Genomic DNA, 23,877 nt, shown 5'->3' on the forward strand with positions numbered 1-23,877 from the left:
CTAAAATTCCCAGCATGACTTATCTGCTTTCATACAGGTCGGACTCAAAAAGCCCTTTGTGTAATTCTTATAAAAATGGACATAAAAATATTTCGAGGATGATCCGATAAAATAACCGGTATTCCCGCAGGGAGTTCCAGGTAATGTCCGTATAATAATATTATTCTTCATTCCAGTAGAGTTGTACAATACCAGAAAGGGTATAACCGTTTTTGTAAAAACGTATATAAACACAAAAACCGGGCGAAAAGACCAGACTACCATGCCAGCGATACACAGGAAAAGGGAGACCGTTTCATGAGCAGGACTGATGCAGAACGCCTTTTACGACAGGGCATCGAGCTCTACGATCTCGGGCGGTTTGCGGAGGCGATCATCACCTTTGACCGGGCACTCGAACTGTTCCCAAAACTTGCAAAAGCGAATTATTTCAAGGGGATCGCTCTTTATGATCTCGGCCATTTTGAAGAAGCGATTGCCGCATACGAGCAGGCAATCCGTATCGAGCCTTCTGAAGCCAGTGCATGGTACAACAAAGCGGCAACACTCGCGCAACTCGGGAGAACCGAGGAAGCGCTTGAAGCCTGCGAACGGCTCCTTTCGATCAAATTCGATAATGCCGAAGCATGGATCCTCAAGGGAATCTCGCTGTACGAACTTGGCAGGTTCAAGGATGCGATCTCCGCCTATGACCATGCGCTCGCCATCGATCCGCACCATGCCAAGGTGCACTACAATAAAGGGATCGCACTTGCTGACCTTAGCCGGCACCATGAGGCAATCATTGCCTATGACAAAGCGATCGAGAACATACCGACCTATGCCAAGGCATTCTATAACAAAGGCACATCCCTGTATGAGATTGGAAAATATGATGATGCCCTCGCTGCTTTTGAACGGGTGCTCGCGCTCGATCCCTCTGATATCTGGGTCTGGTATTTCAAATGCTACATCTTTGCCAAACAGGAACGGTATGAAGAAGCAGTTGACGCCGCGGAGCGGTTCATAAAAACGGAACCGGAGCACGCGGATATCTGGGTCATACTTGGTATTTCCTTATACAAACTCGGGCGTCCTCAGGACGCGATACCGGCATTTGACCGTGCACTGGAAAAAAACCCGCAAATCACCGATGCATGGTTGTATAAAGGCCTTGCAGCCAATGAACTTCACCACGAGCAAGACGCTATTGCCTCCTTAAACAAGGCTCTCGCGATCAGCCCGGCAAATGCGCAGGCATATTACCAACGAGGACTCGCCCACCAGAACTTGCGCGAGTTCCGGGAGGCGGCCGATGATTTCGACCGCTCCCTTTCCTTTGAGTCAGAAAACCCTGACACGCTCCTCAATAAAGGAGTTGTGTGTATCCACCTTCACCGGTACGAAGACGCGCTGGACGCGCTGAACCGGTCGATTGCTAAACAACCGGCGGTTGCACGCGCAATGTACCTTAAGGGAGTGACCCTCACCAAACTCGGGAGGCACCGCGAAGCGGTCGATGCATTTGAAAGCACGATTAAACAGGATCCCGCATGTGCGAATGCGATGTACAGGCAGGGTGTCTGTTACGCAAGCTTCGGCCGGTTTTCCGATGCAATCGCAGCCTTTGACCGGGCTGTTGCGATCAATCCTTCCTTTGCCCTTGCAGTATACCACAAGGGGTTTGCCCTTGCCCGGCTCGGAAAATACGATGATGCAATCGGGGAATATGAGCGTACAATTGCCTTGGACCCCGGGTATGCACCTGCCTACCACCAGAAAGGGACCATCCTTATAAAACTGAACCGGTACCAGGAAGCAATTGCTGCGTTTGACAAGAGCATCGGGATAAAACCGGGTTTTGCACAGGCATATTTTGACAAGGGTATGGCGCTGATGAAACTCGAACGGTACGGGGATGCAATTCTTGCATTCGATTCGGCGCTGGAGATAAACAACAATTATGTTGCAGCTCATTTCAACCGCGGCCGTGCATTACTTGAACTCAACGAATATGAAGATGCTGTCCATGCGTTTGACAGCACATTGGGAATTGACCCGTCATTTTCTCCTGCGATCGCAAACAAAGGCAGGGCATTCATGCAGATGGAGCGGTATTCCGATGCGGTGGAAGTGTACGATGCATTGCTTGCCATAACACCCCAGAACCCGGCAGCTCTTTATGAAAAAGGGATCGCACTTGCCAGACTCGGCAGGTCAGAAGAAGCAGTAACTGTACTTGACGCCGCTCTTGAACAGAACCCGGCCCTTACTGATGGATGGGTATACAAGGGTATCGCTCTTTCAAAAATGGGGTTGCTGGAAGAGGCGATCGCTGCTTTTGATACCTCAATCCGGATCAATCCCTCCCTCTTCGATCCCGCCATCCGCAGGAGTATCGCATTGTATGAGCTTGGCCGGTTTGAAGAAGCCATAGAGGGGTTCAACCACGCGCTCGAAACCAACCCTAATAACGCGCGGGCCTGGTGCTTCAAAGGTATTTCCCAGCTTGGGCTGGACCGGTTTGAGGATGCTATACGGTCATTTGACCGGGCTATTGAAAATGACCGGCGGTGTGCCCGTGCGTATTACGAGAAGGGCAATGCTCTGTCCCAGCTCAACCGGCAGCTCGAAGCTGTCATCGCATATGAGAAGGCGCTGGAGATTAAACCGTCGCATGCATCTGCCCATTACCGTAAAGGGGTCGCCCTCGCCCAGAAAGACCGGTATGACGAGGCAATACATGCATTTGAAAGTGCTCTTGCGATCGACCCGAAGAACGCGGATGGTTATTACTACCTCGGCATCGCGCTTGCAGGGCGCGACCGTTATGACGACGCAATACTGGCTTTTGAAAATTGTCTCGCCCTGTCCCCGGGCAATGTATCTGCATATTACTACAAAGGGATTGCCCATATCCAGTGTAACCAGTACGAACAGGCGGTTGATAATTTTGAAAAGACCATCGAGTCCGAACCAGATAACCCGCTCGCAAATTATTACCTTGGTGTTGCTCTCCTTCAGAGTGAAAAATTCAAAGATTCCATCGCAGCCTTCACGAGGGCCATCGATCTTGATCCCTCCCTCTCCGATGCATGGATGTACCGTGGCATCGCATTCTTCTCAATTGAGCAGTACGAGGACGCAATCTCCTCGCTTGACAAAAGCCTTGCCGTCCACCCCTCTTCAGTTGAAGCATTGATGTGCAGGGGCAATTCGCTTTTCAGAATTTCCCGGTTTTTGGAAGCATCCGAGACATTTGAAAAGGTGCTCACCATCAGCCCGACGCTGGTTGATGCATGGATGCAGAGAGGCAATGCCCTGTACAAACTCGGACGCAAACAGGATGCCCTGATCGCGTTCACAAAAGCGCTGGAAGTTAATCCTGACCGTGCAGACGGTTGGACAAACAAGGGACATGCACTCTATGATATCGGAAAGCTGCAGGATGCGCTGGGGGCGTACAACAAAGCGCTTGACCTCAATCCATCGCTCGGTGATGTATGGATGCGCAGGGGCGATGCACTCAACGAACTCGGGAAAACAAAAGAAGCCATTTCCTCGTTCCAGAAATCCTTAAACATTGAACCAAACCAGACTGACGGTTGGATCAAGAAGGGAAAATCCCTGTTTGAACTCGGGCGTTACCAGGATGCCATTGATGCGCTTGACAATGCGATCGCCCTTGACCAGCGCAGTATCGAAGCATTCTACCAGAAAGGGCTGGCACTTGAAAAGATCAACCGCAACGATGAAGCGATTATGGTCTTTGACCTCCTTCTGGAGATCAATCCGGGATTCAACGATGCCCAGTTCCATAAGGGAGTCGTGCTCTCAAAACTGGGTCGCCACAAGGATGCCATCCTGTCATTTGACCGGATCATACAGCTGACTCCGGCCTTTGCACCGGCATGGTACCTCCGGGGGAGGTCACTTGTCGAGACAGGCCGGTTCCAGGATGCACTGGACTCGTTTGACAAGACACTCGCGATCGAACCGGCTTATAACGAAGTCCATTATTACCGGGGGTTCGCGCTCATTAAACTCGGAAGGTATGCTGAAGCAATCGAAGCTCTTGACACAAACCTCGCAAAAGACACGAGTAATGCATCAGGATATTATTACAAGGGCATTGCACTTGCTAAAGTCCACAGGTATGACGAAGCACTTGCAGCATTTGACCGGACATTACTCAATGACCCGTACAACCCTCTTGCCCATTATCACCGGGGCAGGGCGCTCGCCGAACTCGGGCGGCACACTGATGCAATCGAAGCTTTTGGGGAAACTCTTGCACTCAAGCCAAAATACACCGACGCCCGTATGCGTATGGGCATCTCCCTGTATTATCTGGGAAAATTCAGGGAAGCAATCAGCGAATTTGATACAGTCCTTTCTGAAAATCCTAACAATTTCCACGCCCATTACTACAAAGGACGGTCACTATCCGACCTCGGAAAATTTGCAGATGCACTTGATGCCTATGAACATGCAATTGAGATCGATTCCCGCTTCACCGATGCATTATATCATAAAGGGCTGGCACTGATATCACTCGTCCAGTTCGATGAAGCAGTCGTGGCATTTGACCAGGCAATTGAACTTGACCCGCATTACGCCCTGGCCCAGTTCAATCGGGGTATTGCGCTTGTCCGCAAGGGAAACCATCAGCCCGCACTCGACTCGTTTATGAAGGCAACGGCACTGATGCCAAAATACGCCCCGGCATTTTACGAAAGGGGCCTCGCACAAGCTCTTCTCGGCCTTAACAATGATGCTGCGGAATCGTTTGACCGCGCTCTCGAAATCGATGCCAGCCTCACCGACGCAGCTCTTCATAAAGGACTTGCACTTTTTGAACTGGGGCGGTATGAAGATTCACTTATCGCATTTGAACAGGCAATCTCGGTCAACAAGAATTTTGCGCTCGCATGGTACTACAAGGGGCGCGCACTTGCAGCACTGGGGCGGGACGATGATGCAGTCCGGGCATTCGATACCTCGCTTGAACATGATAACACAAATGCGCAGGCTTTTTACGACCGGGGAATTGCCCAGATTACCCTTGGTAAATTCACAGATTCAATCGAATCGTTTGACAGAGTCCTGGAATTTATTCCCAATTACTCGCCTGCATTCTTCCACAAAGGACTTGCTCTCACAAAAAGCGGAATGCACGAGGAAGCCGTACTTGCTTTCTCGATCGCGATAGAGATCAACCCCAAAGACAGTACAGCCCATTTCCAGAAGGGTATGGCACTCGCACAGACCGGTGACCATACGGGAGCTCTGGAATCCTTTGATGCGGCTCTTGCAATCAGCCCGGATAAAGGCGATGTACTGTACGAAAAAGGACTGTCATTTGCCGAGCTGGGGCGGCACACTGATGCAGTCAGTGCTTTTGATTCAGTCCTGCAGATCGAACCCGGCAATATTAACGCCCTATACCACCGCGGGTTATCGCTTGCGGAACTGGGATCCTATGCTGACGCGGTCGATGCCCTCTCCCGGACTTTAGACAGTAATCCGAAACTGGCAAACGGGTGGGTGATAAAAGGGATCTGCCTCTTCTCCTTAGAGAGGCACCAGGACGCCCTGCTTGCCTATGCCGCTGCAATCGAACTGGAACCGTCAAACCCGCACACATGGTATTATCGCGGGAGAGCGCTCCTTGCGCTCGGCAACAGCTCGGAAGCGATCGATGCATTTGACCACGCGATCTCCCTGCAGCCGGATTTCGGTGAAGCCCATTACCAAAAGGGGCTTGCCCTGTTTAAGCTGGAGAAATTCGATGATGCAAAAGAAGCGTTTGAAGCGACCCTGGCCCTCATCCCGGACTATCCTGATGCACTTATCCAGATGGGAAGATCGTGCGCAAAAAAAGGAAGTTATGCCGAATCAGTACAGGTCTTTGACCGGGTCCTTTTGTCAGACCCGGTAAACATCATTGCTTTATATGGAAAGGCGCGGGCGCTTGACCATCTCGGTGAGTACGACAAGGCTGTGGCCGCTTATACACGGGTTGTAAAAGCCCGGCCTGAATGCGACCGTGCCCTGTATTACAAGGGATGTGCACTTGCACGGATGGGAAAACATCCGCCTGCAATCGATACTTTCCGTCGGGCCCTTGATATTAACCCATCATACCGGGAATCGTGGTTTGAACAGGGCAGATCCCTTTTTACCCTTCAACGGTATGACGAGGCAGCCTCATCCTTTGATCAGGCGCTGGCAATCAATCCTGACGATACAGAATCATCAGTACAGAAAGGGCGCTCCCTTTTCCGTCTTGAACGATTTGAAGAAGCGATTGCTGCTTTTGATCAGGTGCTTACTGTGCGGCATTCGGATGAAGCCTCACTATACGGGAAAGGCAGGGCGCTTGCACAGGTTGGCAGGTACAAAGAAGCGATTGCTGTTTTTGATCAGCTGATTGCAGTTGATCCTGATTGCACACCTGCATATTTCCATAAGGGATCGGTCATGGTGGAAATCGGTGAATACCGGTCTTCCCTTGAGGTTTTGGAGCAGGCAATTTTACGAAAACCACAAGACTCCTATGCACTCTATGCAAAGGGTTTGGCACTTGCCCATCTCAACCAGTACAAAGAGGCAATAGCTGCATTTGATATTGCGATCAGGTACAACCCGCATATGGCGCATGCATGGTTTGACCGGGGAACCGCTTTTGCAGAGATTGGCAACGATGATGAAGCGCTCGTCTCATTTGATCGTGCGATTGTCCTGAATCCCAACTACACGAGCGCTTTTTACGACATGGGGCTTGTACTCATGCGCCAGTCCCGGTTTGCTGATGCTGTCAGGGCATTTGACAGTGCGCTTGCGATTGATAAAAATTTTGTACAGGCATCTTTTGACAAGGGACTGGCTCTTATTGCGCAAAAAAAGTATGAAGCTGCAATTACCGCATTTGACCGTGTGATCGAGATCACCCCGGAGAATGCACGGGCATGGTTTGAAAAGGGCAAAGCTCTCGCATGTACGACAGAATATTATAATGCGCTTGACGCGTTTGACCATGCAATCACAATCGACCCTTCTTATGCCGGGGCCCTGTTTGAAAAAGGCAGGAGCCTGTCTGCACTCGCCCGGTACCACGATGCAATTCCTGTATTTGACCAGTGTATTTCCCTTGAACCAAAATACTCCGGTGCATTCTATGAAAAAGGGCTGGCGCTATCAAGTATCCAAAGGTATGACGACGCGGTAAGTGCATATGATCGGGCACTTGTCCTTGCCCCGTCAGACACCCGGGTTCTTCTTGAAAAGGGACATGCATTGTACAAGCTCCGCAGGTTTGATGATGTTGTTGATACATGTGACCGTGCAGTTGCTGTTACACCGGATAACTCCGGTGTGCTCAGTCTTAAAGGACGGGCACTTGTCCGGCTGGGCAGATTTGAAGATGCGGTAATCGCAATTGAACAAGCACTGGAACAGGAAGGTGCAAGTGCCCTGCTCTGGGGGTGTAAAGGATATTCCCTCTACCGTTTGCAGCGTTACAAGGAGTCTGTCGAATCATTTGCAAAAGCATTAAAAAGGGAACCATCCCATATTTTCTCTCTCTACTACCGTGGAAAATCATATTTCAGGCTCGGCCGTTACAACGAAGCGCTCGGCATGATTGACCGGTTGCTTGCGCAGGATAACCGGCACACGGACGGTTGGTATTATAAGGGCATGGTGCTCGTGCTCCTGTCACGCTACACCGAGGCCCTGCCTGCACTGGACACTGCGCTTGACCTTGACGCAACCTGTGCCCCGGCATGGTACCAGAAGGCTATCATATTCAATACCCTTGGCCGGTATGATGAAGCGGTACAGGCGGCAGAATCTGCTATAAAATATTTCCCCGCCCTGCCCGGGTGTGCATACCAGAAAGGGTTTGCGCTGTCACGACTCGGGCACCACAAAGAAGCAATCGATGCCTTTGAAGCCGAACTTGTTGTCAGTCCCGATGATGTTGATGTCCTCTACAGGAAAGGTAAATCATTGCATGCCCTCGGGCAGCACCGGGATGCGGTTCCGGTACTGGAACATGCCCTTGCAATAGACCAGAACCAGGCATCGGCAGCATATCTCCTCGGAGAATCACTGTCTTTTCTGGACCGGCATGAAGAAGCAATCGTCGCATTCGACCGTGCTGTTGTACTTGACCGTTCATGTGCGAGAGCTTCGTTTGGCAAAGGCAGGGTACTCTTTACCCTTGAACGCTGGGATGATGCACTGGCAGCTTTTGACGATGCAATTGCCGCTACTCCGTCATTTGGCGAGCCGGCATTTTATAAAGGACTCGCACTTGCATGCCTTAACCGTCATAAAGAGGCTATTAAGGCGTTTGAGTACGTGCTGGGACTTGACGAGAACGATGCCCCTGCATATTATCATCTCGGTCTTTCCTTTGCTGCACTGGGCAGGCATGAAAAGGCAATCAGTTCATTTTCGCATGCACTCACGATTGACCCCTCACTTAGTGATGCTGCATATCATTCGGGAATTGCCTATATGAACCTCGGTAAGTACAGCAATGCGCTTGCTGCGTTTGAGCATGTTCTCGGGCAGATTCCGGCACATGCCCCCCTTCTGTTTAATAAAGGAAAAGCACTTGCAAAACTTTCCCGGCTCGAAGAATCGTTAAAGGATCTCGATGCGGCGCTCCTTTTGGAAAACAATGATGCGCAGGTATGGACACTGCAGGGGAGCGTGCGCTTTGAACTCGGAATGTTCTCGCAATCACTGGAATCTTTTGACCGTGCGATTGTACTGGAGCCTGAAAACATCCATGCATGGTACTTTAAAGGCAAGGCGCTCTTCGAGCTGGGCAGGATAGCGGAATCTATCCCCTGCTTTGAGAAAGTGATCGGGCTGGATCCGGCATGTGCCATGGCATGGATCCGGAAAGGGGCTGCAAATGCAAGTCTTAAGGATTATCAAGCAGCAATCGAAATGCTGCAAACCGGCCTCCGGCTCAAACCCCGATATGCGAACGGGTGGTATGACCTTGGGGTTGCATACGCAGAACTTGAACAGTTTGAAGCGGCGGTAACGGCATATGATCATGCACTCAGGATTAACCCGAACTTTACAAATGCCTGCTATGACCGGGGGCTTGCTCTTGAACACCTCAGGAGGTTTGATGAGGCGGTTGGAGCGTTTGACGCAACCGTCCGGATTGATCCGGCTTTTGCCGATGCATATTATCACAAAGGCATGTGCCTTGCAGAGCTCAACAGGAAATCTGATGCAGTTGCTGCATTTGATGCAGTGATTGCCATTGATCCCAACCCGGCAGGAACCTATTTCCGGAAAGGGACTGCACTGCTTGACCTTGGGAAATATGGCGATGCAGTCCGGGCATTTGACCTCGCACTTAAACGCGATCCTTCAATGACTTCGGCTCACCTGAAGCGGGGTTATGCACTGACCACCCTTGGCCAGTATGAGGAGGCAGTCGCAGCATATGACAGCACAATCATGCTCGATCCCGATTCCTATACTGCCCATGAACAGAGGGGGATTGCGCTTGTCCGGATTGGTAACTTTGAACAAGCAGTCGTTTCACTGGAAAAAGCACGTTCACTCGATGCAACAGACAAAGAACTCCATTTCGAACTTGGCATGACATACCTGTCACTTGGCAGGTACAATGACTCAATCGGGGCATTTGACCGTGTAATTGAACAGGATTCCGTCTATGCTGATGCGCATTTCAACAAGGCGCTCGCACTGGAGCATCTGGGAAAGGATACCGGGGCTATCGTGGAATTTGATGCGTTTCTCAAGCTTAATCCATCATCTGCGGAAGCATGGTATCACAAAGCCCAGGCATTTATCCGGCTTGGGCGTGATGGGGATGCTGTTGCAGCATTTGAACAGACGCATCTTCTTGACCCCTCCAATGCCGACGCCCTGTACTGCGGGGGGGCTGCTCTAACCCGGCTTGGGCGGGATGATGAAGCGCTTATACTCCTCAATAAAGCGCTCGCAATCCAGCCGGATCTCGCAGATGCTGTCCTTGAAAAATCAAAAGCACTGGCCCGGCTTGGTCGTCACAAGGAGGCAGTCGAGGCATTCAGGTGCGCTTCCACCCTTATCCCGGATAACGCTGATGCATACTATCGTGAAGGGCTCTCCCAAAGCATGATCGGACAATATCACGACGCAATCAGTGCATTTGACCGTTCGCTTGCACTCATTCCTTCAAATGCACCAGCTCATTACGAGAAAGGACTGGCACTGTACCGGCTCGGACGATATGAGGATGCACTGCTCTCATTTGATGCCGCAATCAGCCAAAAATCCGACTATGGTGCTGCATATCTTGGAAAAGGCAGGGCCTTTGTCGCTTTGGACCGATACGATGAAGCAGTCGATGCCTATAGTCATGCAGCAGATCACCTTTCCGACGATGCCGAAGTATTTTTTGAAAAAGGGATAGCACTGCAAAAAACCAGTAAATACGAGGAAGCGATCCGTGCATTTTCACAGGTGCTTAAGATTGATCCCGGTCACACCGGAGCACTTTACGAGGCAGGTACGACCTGTGTCGCCCTGCGCCGGTATTCGGATGCCGTACAACTTTTTGACCGGCTGCTTGCCATTACACAGGAAAATGCTGACGTATTTTATGAAAGAGGGATTGCACTTTCACGGTTAAAACGGCATGAAGACGCGATCTCTTCGTTTGAACAGGCGATCAGGATCAGGCCTGATCATTTCGATGCTCTCTATCACCGTGCCCGGTCGGCTGCATTGCTCGGACAGTCGGACGACGCTGTCCTCGCATACGATGATGTATTGAAGGTAGAACCGGCACATGCACCCTCGCTCCACCAGAAAGGAGTGGAACTTGTCCGGCTTGGACAGCACCAGGAGGCGATAAAATCATTCGACCGTGCGCTTGATGCAGATCCCCAGTTTGCAGATGCCCACTTTGACAAGGGCAGGGCACTGCTGGCGCTGGGTATGTTCCGGGAAGCGGTCAAAACATTTGACCGGGCAATTGCCCTTGACAAGAGCAACGCTGGCATCCATTTCCATAATGGTATCGCACTCCAGTCTCTGGGAAGGAACGAGGATGCAATCATTGCGTTTAATAAGGCTATCGATCTCGATGCCGGTAATGCAGATGCCCATTTCCACCGTGGGGTGTGCCTCACGGCAACCGGGCGCCACAAGGATGCGGTCGAAGCATTTGACGAGGCATTACACCTGTCGCCAAAGTCTATCGGGATCTGGATCGTACGGGGGGCGGCACTTGCATCACTGGGAAAGAACAATGACGCAATCGAATCATTTGTCAAAGCCATTGAGCTCGATCCTGCGAATGCTGATGCATGGTTCCAGAAAGGTATCACGTTCTTTTCCATGGCGAATTATGACGATGCGATCGAGGCATTTAACAAGGCAATCGAGACCCGGCCGGATAATGCACTGGCATACCATTACAAGGGGCAGTCCCTTTCCCGGATCGGGATGTTTAAGGAAGCGGTTATATCCTTTAACAATGCCCTTGCAGTCCAGCCGGGTTTTGTAGAGGCACTGGAGCAAAAAGGCAGGGCACTCATCAGGCTCGGCGAATATAAGGAATCAGTTGAGAGCCTCAACATTGCGCTCAAAGTCAGGCCGAATGTCGCGTCTCTCTGGACGACAAAAGGGATTGCCCTATCGAAGCTTGGAAATTATTCAGAAGCTGTTGCCTGCTACAACAAGGCACTGGGTATCAATACAAAAGACCCGGGGGCATATTATCACCGCGGCGTCTCATACTTCCATCTTGGCAGGTACCAGGACGCAATAAAAAGCCTTGATGCAGCACTCCTCCAGAAACCCGACTGTGCCGAGGCATTTTACCATAAAGGAAGGGCGCTGTCCGGTCTCTCAATGCACCAGGAAGCAATCAGCGCATATGCTACAGCGATCAGTACAAAAAACCAGTATCCGGAAGCGTTTCTGTTCAGGGGAATCGCCCAGAACAACCTTGGCAGATTTGAAGAAGCGATTGACTCATTCAACCATGCAACAGCCATCAATGCTTCCTGCACACCTGCCTACCTCTATAAAGGGATCTCCTTTGCCCGCCTTAACCGGTTCACGGAAGCCATAGAATCATATGACAAGGCGCTGTCCCTTGACCCGGACCTTCCTGATGTATATTACCATAAAGGGGTTGCACTGGAGCACTGCGGAAGATCCGACGAGGCACTCAAAGCATATGACAATGCAGTCTCCCTCAATACCGGATTTGCTGCCGCCCACCATCACAGAGGTGTTGTTCTCGTGCAGATGCGACGCTTTGATGAGGCGATCTCAGCATTTGATGCGGCACTTGCTATCCAGCCGGAGTTCCCGGAAGTATTTTTTGAGAAAGGTAAAGCCCTTGCACTGAGCGGTGCTCCCGTTGATGCTATCGCTGCTTTTGATCAGGCCCTCGCAGCGCATCCCGGCTTTTCAGACGCGATCTTTGAGAAAGGAAAGGCTTTGTTTGAGACCGGAAACTTTGAGAACGCCATCGCTGCTTTTGACCGTGCACTCGAGAATCAGCCCGACTGCCACCAGGCATTATTCATGAAAGGGCGTGCAAATTTTGAACTTGGCAGGTTTGAAGACGCAATCACATGCTACACTCATGCCCTTGAGATCAGCCCCCGGTCTGCAAAAGTGCATTTTTTCAAGGGTGTGGCATACGCGGCAGGGGAACAGCACAAGGAAGCGGTCCAGTCCTATGACCGGGCGCTCGAACTGGATCCCGCATACGCAGCAGCCTTCAGTCACAAGGGAGTCTCGCTTGCCGAACTCGGAATGTCAAGGGATGCAATCGACGCGTTCGACCGGGCGCTTGAACATGACCGGACATATGCAGACGCGTACCTTGGCAAAGGTAATGTGTACTATGATATCGGCCGATCCGGTGATGCACTCATAAATTATGAGAAAGCACTGGAACTGTCCCCCGAGAATGCAGTTGCATGGACCCGGAAAGGAATGGCGCTTGCCGACCTCCATAAATATGAGGATGCCATTACATCATACGACCGGGCACTCACGCTTGACCCTTCATTTGCCATTGCATACTTCACCAAGGGAAGCGCACTCGACGAACTTGGCAGGTTCCGTGAATCGGCATCTGCCTATGAAGCGATGATCGGCATCCAGCCGGACTTTATTGACGCATGGATACGCAAAGGGCGGGCACTCAAGCGTGAAGGAATCTATCAGGACGCGCTCGCCTCCTTCAAACATGCTCTCGAGCTTGACCCCTCACAGAGGAGTATCTGGAATGATATCGGGGATATTTTAGAAAAACTCGGGAAACATGAGGAGGCGCGGATCTGCTATTCAAAAGCCGCATGAGAGGTCTCACATCTTAAAAAGTAAAGGATAATAAAAAATGAATTATCTCCTCCTTTTATGAGCATATATCCACCAGCCAGAACCAGCACAAATAAGGAAAAGAAGGACAAGCCATTGGCCGTATTTTACATAAAATGGCTTTTGTGATTCAGCAAGTATTCTTGCATTTTTAATATTGCCTTCAAGGTATGGATAACCTGGATCAAGTTCCCCGACCCGTTCAAATGCCAGAATACCTTCACTGCATCTCCCCATCCCGCATAATGCATATCCTTTATTGAACCATGCTTCGGCATTTTCAGGATCAAGTGCAACTGCCTTTTCAAATGCTGCCAGTTGTTCATTATAATACGCATCAGCCTTTTTTGCATCATGGAACTGGTCCTCATACATAAATCCCAGGCTGTAAAGGATCTGCCCCCGGTTTATCCACCCTTTAACATAGGAGGGATTTATCTGAAGCGAATTGTTGGATGCAGCCAGTGCCAAGGGATAGTCGTGAGCCCGGTTGAGGGCATCAGCCTTGCCATCCCAAGCTTCAAAATACCCGGGCTCCCTTTGGATTGCCTGTTCAAACGATCCCACTGCCTGTGAATAATTCCCGTATGCAAGCAGGGAAACTCCCTGATCATAGAACCCAACTGCTTCACCAGAGTAAGCAGTCGCGGGAAAGATTATGACAATTGCGGACAGGATGATCAAAAGAATTCCCGTGGGGTTATAATTGTTCATGTCAACCTCGAATAAAATTCGAACCGGTATTTGATAAACATAACAGCGTTGTTTTTACTCAAGCACAAGAATTTTCCGTGTCAGGCTCTTGTGCACCCGCTGCTCATGACGCTGTACCACATCCATATACCGGGACGCAATACCGCTGATGTCCTGGTGGGTGACAACAACAGCACGCCTCCTTTGTTTCAGCACCCTGTGCAGTTCTTCAAGCGCGTCATTATAGAGCTGCTCCATCGTGTTTTCTTTTTTAATGGAAACTGACTGGCCGTACGGGAAGTCTGTAACAACGGCGTCAACCGATGAATCGCGCAGGGGCAGGCAGGTTGCATCCCCAACCAGCAGATCACATTCCGGCACATTCTGCCGGCTGCCATCAATCATCAGCGGATCGCAATCACTTCCGACTGCTTCGATGCCCAGTATTTTCGCCTCGATCAGGGTGCCACCCGTGCCGCAGAAAGGGTCAAGGAGGAGATCTCCTTTCTGTGCACAGGATATATTGACGAGCGCCCGCGCCATGCGTGGCATCATCACACCTGGATGGAAAAATGCCCGTTTGCCGGGATTTCGCTTGTCGTAGCGTCCACGGCCAATAGAAAAGAGGAGCCTGCCAAAATAACACTTGTCTTCGGATAGGATTGCCCGGAACTCCTCTTTGGGATTTTTTAAGTCTACGGGTCCGTTGATCATCGTCCCGATGAGCTTTTCAAACTCCCGCTGGGAGCATTGCTGAACAAGCGTTGTATTACCGGCATGTATCTTCCTTACACGTCCGGAAAACGTCGGTTCTGTCTTTATGGCACAGTCACTCAGCAACCGCCGGAATGAGTCGATATCGGGGGCGCATTCACCGAGATATTCACAAACACCATGAGACATGGCGAGCCGGTGGGCGGCATGAGGATTTGGGCACTCTGCCACAGCTACCTGAGCCCGATGGTCAAGAACTGTGCCAACACATTCGAGTTCTGCAAAAGGGAGCGTGGGGTTTTCCCCGGAGAGCTCGAAAATCAGCTTCATCATTTAAGGATAGAACATGAAAATGGAAATAGATTGATGTAAGTAAAAATTTTTAAAAATGAGTGAAATTTAATCACTTCTTCTCTTTTTTCTTCCCTATGAAGCCGGAAAAGAAACCTTTTTTTCCACCATGTTTACCTTCAATGGCAAGGATCTTCTCGTAGAGTTCCTTCTCTTCATTGCCAGGATGTCTGGGCGTGACAATTTTTACCCGTACAAGCAGGTCTCCGGGATGCCCGCGCCGTTTAACCCCCTCGCCCGGCACTTTCAGCGCGGTATTATACTGGACACCGGCGGGCACGTTCAGTTCGATATGGCGCCTGTCCATGGTCTCGATCTCAATTGTGGTACCCATTACTGCCTGTGCAGGCGAGATCTCGATGATGGTCTCGAGCGTGTCCCCTTCCCTCGTGAACCGTTCATGGGGCTGGACATACACTTCGATGAACAGGTCACCGTTCCGGGCACCGAAATCCCCTGCTTCGCCATATCCCTCCATCCGCAGGCGCATGCCGCTTTCTATGCCGGCAGGAATATGGATAGTCACTTTCCGTTTGGCCCTTGTATGGCCGGAACCCCGGCAGTCCCTGCATAACTTCTCCGGGGTTTTCCCCTTTCCGCCGCACTGGGTACAGGTGGTCATACGGATAAACTGCCCGAAGGGTGACTGGGACGCCTGGCGCATCTGGCCGTTCCCGCCACACCGTGGGCATGTGTTCTGTTTTTTAGTCTCGCTCCCCGACCCGGCGCACGAGGGACACGGTTCAGTGTGCATCACCTCGATATCCCGGTCAGTCCCCGCAACCGCATCCTCGAGAGGGATGGAAATACGTGTCAGGAGGTCTGCACCCGTTTGCGGACCAGACCGCCGGTAACCGCCGCCGAAGAAATCAAAGATATCACCGAACCCTGAGAAGTCGGTGGAGAACCCTCCGCCAAATCCGCCGCCCCCGGTGTACGAACCTTTCGAGGCATTGGTATAGGTCTCGTGTCCCATATTGTCATACTGTGCCCGCTTCTGGGTATCCGAAAGTACACTGTAAGCTTCGTTGATCTGCTTGAACTTTTCTTCAGCCCCGTGGTCTTTGCAGACATCCGGATGGTACTTGCGGGCAAGGTTGCGGTACGCCTTCTTGACTTCCTTGTCATCGGCATTCCGGGGTACGCCAAGGATGTCGTAGTAATCGGAAGAGCCCATCAGGGTCACTCGTCTTTGACCTTGTAATCTGCGTTGACGACGTTGTCATCCTGTTTCTTTTCTGCCTCACTGGAACCGGATGCACCTGTCTGCTGCTGCGCTGCCTGCTCTGCCTGCGCTTTCTGGTAGAGTTTGGTCGTGGCAGCGTAGACAACTTCAGTGAGTGATTCCATCGATTTTTTTATCTCCTCAAGGTTGTCATCCGCAAGCGCCTTTTTGACTGCAGCTGCCCCTTCCTCAATCTTTGTCTTATCTGCAGGCTCGATCTTGTCACCGCTCTCTTTTAACATCTTTTCTGCTGCAAAGACTGCCATGTCCGCCTGGTTATGCAGTTCGATCTCTTCCCGTTTCTTCTTGTCTTCGGCTTCGAATTTTTTGGCGTCCTCGGTCGCACGCTTGATATCGTCTTCAGAGAGCTTCCGGTCCCCTTTGATGGAGATCGCCTGCTGGTTGCCACTGCCAAGGTCTTTTGCAGAGACGTGAATGATACCGTTGGAATCAATATCAAAGGTTACATCAATCTGGGGAATACCCCTCGGTGCCGGTGGTATGCCGGTGAGCTGGAACCTGCCGAGTGTGAAGTTGTCCTTTGCAAGCGCACGCTCCCCCTGCACAACATGGATCTCAACACTGGTCTGCCCGTCTGCTGCAGTCGAAAATATCTGGCTTTTCCTTGTAGGGATTGTGGTATTACGTTCAATGAGCTTGGTCGCAATGCCACCCAGAGTTTCGATTCCGAGAGTGAGTGGCGTTACATCGAGCAACACGATATCCTTAGTCTCGCCTGTCAGCACTGCACCCTGTATCCCCGCCCCGAGCGCAACACATTCATCAGGGTTAATTCCCTTATCCGGCTCTTTTCCCAATATCTTTTTGACCGTATCCTGTACGAGAGGGGTCCGGGTCGATCCCCCGACAAGCAGTACATGATTGATATCCTTTGGTTCAAGTTTTGCATCAGAGAGGGCCTGCTTAACCGGGCCGACTGTAGATTCAATAAGATCTCCGATAAGCTGCTCGAGTTTCGAGCGCGTTAAGTCGATGTTTAAAAATTTCGGACCACTGGAATCGGTCGTGATATACGGGAGATTGATATTGGTGGACTGGCGTGACGAAAGCTCGATCTTTGCGTTTTCGGAGGCATCGCGCAGCCGCTGCATCGCAAAGGGGTCGTTCTTTAAGTCAATGCCCTCTTTTTTCTTAAACTCCTCGACAAGATAATCCGTCACTCGTTTGTCAAAGTCGTCGCCTCCGAGGTGGTTGTTGCCTGCTGTTGATTTGACTTCAAAAACCCCGTCACCCAGCGTAAGGATAGAGACATCGAATGTACCGCCGCCAAGATCATAGACAAGAACTGTTACATCCGCCTCTTTGTCAATGCCGTATGCAAGAGCGCTTGCGGTTGGCTCATTAATGATCCGCAGGACGTCAAGTCCGGCAATCTTCCCGGCATCTTTTGTTGCTGTCCGCTGGGAGTCATTGAAATATGCAGGGACGGTAATAACGGCTTTTGAGATCTTCTCACCCAGATATGCTTCGGCATCGATCTTCATTTTCTGCAGGATCATTGCCGAGATTTCCTGTGGAGAATACTCCTTGTCATCGATCCTGATCTTCTCGGTTGTCCCCATTTTTCGCTTGATAGACTGGATCGTGCGTTTCGGGTTGGTGACTGCCTGGCGTTTCGCAAGGCTTCCTACGAGGCGTTCCCCGTCCTTTGTAAATGCAACAACTGACGGGGTTGTACGCCCTCCTTCTGAATTTGGGATGACGATCGCCTTTCCGGCTTCCATAATAGACATACAGGAAAATGTCGTGCCCAGATCAATTCCCAGAACTTTTTCCTTTGCCATAATTTAGTCCTCACAATTTTTTTTGTTTCCTTTTCCTTTTGATACTGCGACTTTTGCAAACCTTATTATTCTGTCATGCATGCGGTACCCACGGGCAATTTCATCGATCACGACACCTTCCTCGCAATCCGATGGAACGTGTGCAATCGCTTCATGCTCCGCAGGATCAAATTTTTTTGTCAGTACGTCAATAGGGGTTATGCCGTGGCGCTGCAGTACTGCAGAGCAGAGCTCCTGTATCCTAGCAAGGCCTTCACGCAGTGAGGCATCATCCGCCTTGGCAGCACGGTCGAGATTATCCAAAACCTCCAGCATGTCAACAGCGAAACGTTCGTTTGCAAATTGCAGGATGGTTTCGCGTTCTCGTGCAGACCGTTTCCTGAAGTTGTCAAAATCTGCAGCAAGCCTCAGGTACCGATCGTTCAGTTCATCGTACTGCTTTTTCTGCTCGTCAAGCCCGGATGGTTCTGGTGCCGGTTGCCCGGGCGCCATTTCCGTACCTGCAGGAGCTTCTGCCTGTTCTGGAGCGTCGTTGTAATCATCCAACATGCTACATCCCATTTGATGTTCTATTATCTATTGTATTGTAGTTCTATATAAATATTCACTCACTAACAATAGAACAAGACTCAATTCACCCTTATTTTAAATAAAGAGAACAGAATTTGCCGATAATTGATGTTTAAATCAAAATTTGCGATTTTAGATCACCACTGATTTTTTAGAATACGGGATTTTTTTATTTTTTTAAATTTTCATTGTATGTTCAAAAATCGGATAAGAGGCCTGTTCTGGCATTTTTACTCCAGGCCAACTCCATACCTTTTTTTCCCCGCTTTGCATAATAATTGTCCATGAAGTGGGCACTGCTTTCAGTATGGGACAAAACGGGAATTATCGAACTGGCAAGGGCACTTACAGAGTCCAGGTTCAGCATTATGAGTTCCGGGGGGACGGGGAAAGAGCTGGCAAATGCCGGCATAAAATTTACTGAAGTGTCAAATTACACCGGATTTCCCGAAATGATGGACGGGCGTGTTAAAACGCTCCATCCAAAAGTTCACGGCGGCCTTCTGGGACGCAGGCATATCGATGATGCTGTAATGGCAAAGCATGGGATCAACCGGATAGACCTGCTGGTCGTAAACCTCTATCCTTTTGAGGTAAAGTCCGGACAGGCAATGGAACTTGAAAAACTCATTGAATTTATCGATATCGGAGGGCCGGCAATGATCCGTGCTGCCGCGAAAAATTATAAGGATGTGGCTGTTGTTGTCGATCCATCAGATTACCCGTTGATTGCCCGTGTGCTGAAACAGGGAGATATACCTGCAGACTTCAGACTCTCCCTTGCAAAAAAGGCATTTGCCCGGACTGCAGCTTATGATGCTGCCATCAGCAATTATCTCTACAGGATTGATACGGATTTCCCTGAAATTCTTACCGTCCAGTTCACGAATGGCAGGGTGCTCCGCTATGGTGAGAACCCTCACCAGAAAGCAGCCGTGTACGGAAAGACAGGTATTGCCGGTACCGAACCTTTACAGGGCAAACAGATGTCATATAACAATTACCTTGACCTGAATGCTGCAACCGCATTATCCCGGGAATTTAATGAAACTGCAGCAGTCATTGTCAAACACAATAACCCGTGTGGTGTTGCAACCGGGGAATCTTTGCTTGATGCATATATCACAGCACGCGAAGTAGATCCCGAATCTGCCTACGGTTCCGTGGTTGTCTGTAACCGTGAAATAGATCCGGCTGTTGCCGCAGAACTTTCAAGAACTTTTGTTGAGGTAGTCGCTGCACCCTCGTTTTCTACAGAAGCTCTTGCGATCTTAAAGAAGAAAGAGAACATGCGGGTACTTTTAGTTCCCTTAAAAGTTGATGCCGATGAAATCCGGACAATCAATGGAGGGGCACTTGTCCAGCGGACCCCGCCCCACCAGGAGCACTGGAAGGTGATCACTGACCGTGATCCTACGGCAGATGAGTTTTTGGCACTCCAGTTTGCTTGGAAGGTCTGCAAACACACACGGAGCAACACGATCATCTTTGCTGACAAGCGCAGGACGCTGGGTATCGGGGCAGGGCAGATGAGCCGGGTCGATGCGGCGAAGATCGCAATCCAGAAAGCCTGCGCCCCGCTCACCGGGTCCGCAATCGCTTCCGACGCGTTCCTCCCGTTCCCGGACACGCTTGAAGTCGCGGCAAAAGCCGGTGCAACGGCCCTTGTCCAGCCAGGTGGATCTATCCGTGATGATGAAGTGATCGCTGCTGCAAACCGGCTACACATGGCAATGATTTTTACGGGCGTACGGCACTTCAGACATTGATATACTCTTTCTATTTTCAGTTTGAGACATTTTTAGCCGATATATTTATATTCTGCGAAGTTGTTAGCTTCCTTAAATCGTTTGTGGCTGGATCAGTCACGGATGATTATAACCTAAGACCGGTGAATGTTCATGGATTATGGTGGTATGGTAGGTGAGTCCTTTGCCTATGCAAAGGACGGTGTCTGGGAAAAGTGGAACAAATGGCTGATGCTGATCATCGCCACTATACTGCTGGGTATCCCTCTTGCAGGATACTGCCTGAAGGTACTTCGCGGCGAAAAGCCCGCCCCGGAAGTCACAGACTGGGGGACACTTTTTGTTGACGGTATCAAGGCAATCATTGTCGTGCTCATTTATGCGATTCCGATCATTATAGTTGAAGTCCTGATGATCGGCGGTATGGCTGCGGGTGCGATGTCTGGCGATCCAAACGCGATGATGGCAGCAATCGGTGCGATGTTAATCGGGCTTCTTATCGTCGTTATACTCGCAATCATCATTGCCATCTTTGAAATTATCGGAATTATCCGTTTTGCCCGCACCGGAAGCATCGGCGAGGCGTTTAATTTTGGCGCAATTCTCGCAACAATCGCGAAGATTGGCTGGGTTACCTACATCATCGCCCTCATCGTCTACGTAATTGTAGCCGTAATCTTCGGTATCGTCGTAACAATCCTGATGATGATCCCGATCCTCGGATTCATACTCTATCTTTGCCTGATCCCACCCTGGGCATTGCTCGCTGCACGGTACTTCTGCCTTATTTACGACACCGCAGGCGCGTAATCTCAATATATCTTTTTTTATTCCAAAAGTATCAACCATTATTTTTTATGGCAGGCGCGTCTATCAATTTTGGAACAGGTGATCGTCATGGATTATGGTTCAATACTTATCGATTCATTTTCTTATGCAAAAGACGCGGTCTGGTGTAATGCAAAACGTTGGTTCCTGCTACTAGTATGCCTTATCATCTTTCCATTTATTCTAGGGTACATAGTCAGGATTTATCGTGGTGCCAAACCGGCACCGGAACTGGAACAGTGGGGTAGTATGTTTGTTGACGGGTTGAAACTCTTCGTTATCCAGATCATTTACGCAGCACCGGTACTACTTCTGATCATTGCTGCATTCCTTCCATTTTTCTCAACCCTCTTTGCCTCCGGACTGCTTACGGAAAACACTACTACGATGTCCGAAGCCCAATTGGAACAGTTTTTTGGATCCAATCCGGAGATTCTGTCTGCACTGGGCATGATGATTATTTTCCTCGCTCTTGCAGTCATCCTTGCTATTGTAATCGGCATATTCTCGTTCATCGGGTCAGTCCGGTTTGCCCGCACCGGATCCATAGCTGAAGGGTTCAATTTCGGCGCAATTCTTGCCACAATACGGAAGATTGGCTGGATCAATTACCTGCTCGCCCTGATCGTTATCGGAGTAACCGGCATGGTGTATGGATTTTTAATGAATTTTGTCATGATGATTCCTTTCATAGGCTTCATCATCTGGTTCATATTATATCCCCCATTCATCCTTTTTGGGGGCAGGTACGCTTCACTTGTGTATGATGAAGGGGAACGGGAAGTTATCGTGCAATCAAACCTGTCCGGGCAGACACATTGATAAAACAAATATCTTTTTACAGGACAGTATCGTTACCAAAAAAATTGTCTGGCGATAGTATTTTTTATTACCGCTGCACCGCACCGGTATCTGCCTGTTCAACGGTCTTTGCATACCGTGCAAGCACGCCTTTGAGCGGTTTTATTGGAGGCTTCCAGTTCTTCTTTCGTTTCTGGATCTCCTTTGCATCAACACGCAGGTCAATTTTTTTCTTATTGAGATCGACTTCAATCTGATCGCCATCCTGCACAAAAGCGATCGGTCCGCCGATAGCAGCCTCTGGTGCAACATGCCCGATGCATGGCCCACGGGTGCCTCCGGAAAAACGCCCATCGGTTACGAGCACGACTTTTTTATATCCCAGGCCCATCAGCGCCGATGTGGGGGAGAGCATTTCCGGCATCCCGGGGCCGCCCCGTGGTCCCTCATACCGGATAACGATCACATCGCTTTCCCGGATCTTGCGGGCGAGAATCGCTTTCATCGCAGGTTGTTCGCCATCAAAGACCCGCGCCGGTCCCGTATGTTTCCACATTGCCTCAGGCACCGCTGCACATTTCACTACAGCACCATCAGGAGCCAGTGAGCCTTTGAGAATCTTCAGCCCGCCAGCTGCATGTACAGGTTTTGCAATACTCCGTATCACCGACTCATTTTTTATGATGGCCGCCCGGGCAATCTGACGAGTTGTTTTTCCGGTTACCGTGGGGCAATCATCAATGTACTTTTCAAGCTGCCCAAATACTGCCGGGATGCCTCCTGCCCGGTATAGTGTCTGCATTGAATGCGGGCCGGATGGCTGCATATCACAGATATGGGGCACCTTGTCTGCAAGCGTGTTAAAGTCTTCAAGTGTCAGGGGGATACCGGCTTCGGTTGCGATTGCCATGAGATGAAGGACGGTATTTGTTGATCCCCCAAGCGCCATGTCAACCCTTATTGCGTTCCTCAGGCTCTTTTTTGAAATAATATCGCACGGTCTGATATCCTCATTCACAAGGGCAAGAACCGCTTCACCGCTCTCGCGGGCGATGCGGAGTTTTGCCGCATCAACAGCAGGGATGGCAGCACACCCGGAAAGCGACATCCCCATCGCCTCGGTCATGCAAGCCATCGTATTTGCTGTATATAATCCCTGGCAGCTCCCGCATCCGGGCATGGCGGCGCACTCCAGCGTGCAGAGCGCCTCTTCTGTCATCGTGCCCGCCGCTACTCGTCCCACACCTTCAAAGACATCGATGAGCGAGAGCTCCTTACCTTCCTGGTACCCGGAAAGCATCGGGCCACCGGTGAGAACAACTGTCGGGATATTGCACCGGGCTGCTGCCATCAGCATGCCGGGTACAATCTTGTCGCATGTACCGACACAGACCATCCCGTCGAACCGGTGAGCATCCACCATCAGCTCGATTGAGTCAGCGATATTCTCACGTGAGGGTAATGATGAACGCATCCCTTCGTGCCCCATGGCAATACCATCGCAGATCCCGATGGTGCCAAATTCAAACGGCACTCCACCCGCGGCCGCAATCCCTTCCCTGACTTTCTCAGCGAGCTGCCGGAGGTGGACATGCCCGGGAACAATAGTGTTGTATGCATTGGCAATCCCGATAAACGGCTGGCCCATTTCGCGATCGGTCACACCCAAAGAGCGGAGCAGCGAGCGGTTTGGTGCCCGCGAATAACCGGATTTGATTTCGTCACTGCGCATAGCTCACCTTTTTTTGCTGTCTTTACCCGGTATATATGT

10 protein-coding genes are annotated in these 23,877 nt (G+C 50.5%); 4 read left to right on the forward strand and 6 right to left on the reverse strand.

Going from position 1 to position 23,877, the window contains the following annotated elements; genetic code table 11:
- The first annotated feature begins 297 nt into the window (after positions 1-297).
- Positions 298-13,353: a tetratricopeptide repeat protein gene (locus OS112_05610; protein ID WAC06106.1), complete on the forward strand. Its 13,056-nt coding sequence runs from the start codon at positions 298-300 to the stop codon at positions 13,351-13,353.
- Between the two features lie 42 nt (positions 13,354-13,395).
- Here OS112_05610 and OS112_05615 read toward each other — a convergent pair whose 3' ends face one another.
- From OS112_05615 to OS112_05635, 5 genes are all read right to left on the reverse strand, one after another.
- Positions 13,396-14,085 carry a tetratricopeptide repeat protein gene (locus tag OS112_05615; protein ID WAC06107.1) on the reverse strand — a complete coding sequence of 230 codons (690 nt, stop codon included), beginning with the start codon at positions 14,083-14,085 and terminating at the stop codon, positions 13,396-13,398.
- 54 nt (positions 14,086-14,139) lie between these two features.
- On the reverse strand, positions 14,140-15,108 hold the full coding sequence (locus OS112_05620) for a DNA methyltransferase (protein WAC06141.1): 969 nt from the start codon (positions 15,106-15,108) through the stop codon (positions 14,140-14,142).
- 73 nt (positions 15,109-15,181) lie between these two features.
- Positions 15,182-16,306, reverse strand: coding sequence for a molecular chaperone DnaJ (gene dnaJ, locus OS112_05625; GenBank protein ID WAC06108.1), 1,125 nt, complete (start codon positions 16,304-16,306; stop codon positions 15,182-15,184).
- A gap of 5 nt (positions 16,307-16,311) precedes the next feature.
- Positions 16,312-18,159, reverse strand: coding sequence for a molecular chaperone DnaK (gene dnaK / locus OS112_05630; GenBank protein ID WAC06109.1), 1,848 nt, complete (start codon positions 18,157-18,159; stop codon positions 16,312-16,314).
- A 3-nt stretch (positions 18,160-18,162) separates the two neighbouring features.
- Positions 18,163-18,651 carry a nucleotide exchange factor GrpE gene (locus OS112_05635; GenBank protein ID WAC06142.1) on the reverse strand — a complete coding sequence of 163 codons (489 nt, stop codon included), beginning with the start codon at positions 18,649-18,651 and terminating at the stop codon, positions 18,163-18,165.
- Between the two features lie 362 nt (positions 18,652-19,013).
- On the opposite strand from OS112_05635, the gene purH reads away from it, so the two are divergent.
- From purH to OS112_05650, 3 genes are all read left to right on the forward strand, one after another.
- A complete protein-coding gene (gene purH, locus OS112_05640) occupies positions 19,014-20,498 on the forward strand; it encodes a bifunctional phosphoribosylaminoimidazolecarboxamide formyltransferase/IMP cyclohydrolase (GenBank protein ID WAC06110.1) in 1,485 nt (494 codons plus the stop codon).
- Between the two features lie 132 nt (positions 20,499-20,630).
- A complete protein-coding gene (locus tag OS112_05645; protein WAC06111.1) occupies positions 20,631-21,287 on the forward strand; it encodes a DUF4013 domain-containing protein in 657 nt (218 codons plus the stop codon).
- Between the two features lie 78 nt (positions 21,288-21,365).
- Positions 21,366-22,127: a DUF4013 domain-containing protein gene (locus OS112_05650; GenBank protein WAC06143.1), complete on the forward strand. Its 762-nt coding sequence runs from the start codon at positions 21,366-21,368 to the stop codon at positions 22,125-22,127.
- Positions 22,128-22,194: 67 nt separating this feature from the next.
- Here OS112_05650 and ilvD read toward each other — a convergent pair whose 3' ends face one another.
- Complete coding sequence (ilvD, locus tag OS112_05655) at positions 22,195-23,838, reverse strand: dihydroxy-acid dehydratase (GenBank protein WAC06112.1); 1,644 nt, start codon at positions 23,836-23,838, stop codon at positions 22,195-22,197.
- Between the last annotated feature and the right edge of the window lie 39 nt (positions 23,839-23,877).

The organism is Methanoregula sp., from assembly GCA_026625165.1.
Classification (GTDB): Archaea; Halobacteriota; Methanomicrobia; order Methanomicrobiales; family Methanospirillaceae; genus MVRE01.

Excerpts from the sequence above, each read along its gene's own strand:
- OS112_05610 (WAC06106.1), top strand. The coding sequence starts at position 298 with ATGAGCAGGACTGATGCAGAACGCCTTTTACGACAGGGCATCGAGCTC.
- OS112_05615 (WAC06107.1), bottom strand. The coding sequence starts at position 14,085 with ATGAACAATTATAACCCCACGGGAATTCTTTTGATCATCCTGTCCGCA.
- OS112_05620 (WAC06141.1), bottom strand. The coding sequence starts at position 15,108 with ATGAAGCTGATTTTCGAGCTCTCCGGGGAAAACCCCACGCTCCCTTTT.
- dnaJ (WAC06108.1), bottom strand. The coding sequence starts at position 16,306 with ATGGGCTCTTCCGATTACTACGACATCCTTGGCGTACCCCGGAATGCC.
- dnaK (WAC06109.1), bottom strand. The coding sequence starts at position 18,159 with ATGGCAAAGGAAAAAGTTCTGGGAATTGATCTGGGCACGACATTTTCC.
- OS112_05635 (WAC06142.1), bottom strand. The coding sequence starts at position 18,651 with ATGGCGCCCGGGCAACCGGCACCAGAACCATCCGGGCTTGACGAGCAG.
- purH (WAC06110.1), top strand. The coding sequence starts at position 19,014 with ATGAAGTGGGCACTGCTTTCAGTATGGGACAAAACGGGAATTATCGAA.
- OS112_05645 (WAC06111.1), top strand. The coding sequence starts at position 20,631 with ATGGATTATGGTGGTATGGTAGGTGAGTCCTTTGCCTATGCAAAGGAC.
- ilvD (WAC06112.1), bottom strand. The coding sequence starts at position 23,838 with ATGCGCAGTGACGAAATCAAATCCGGTTATTCGCGGGCACCAAACCGC.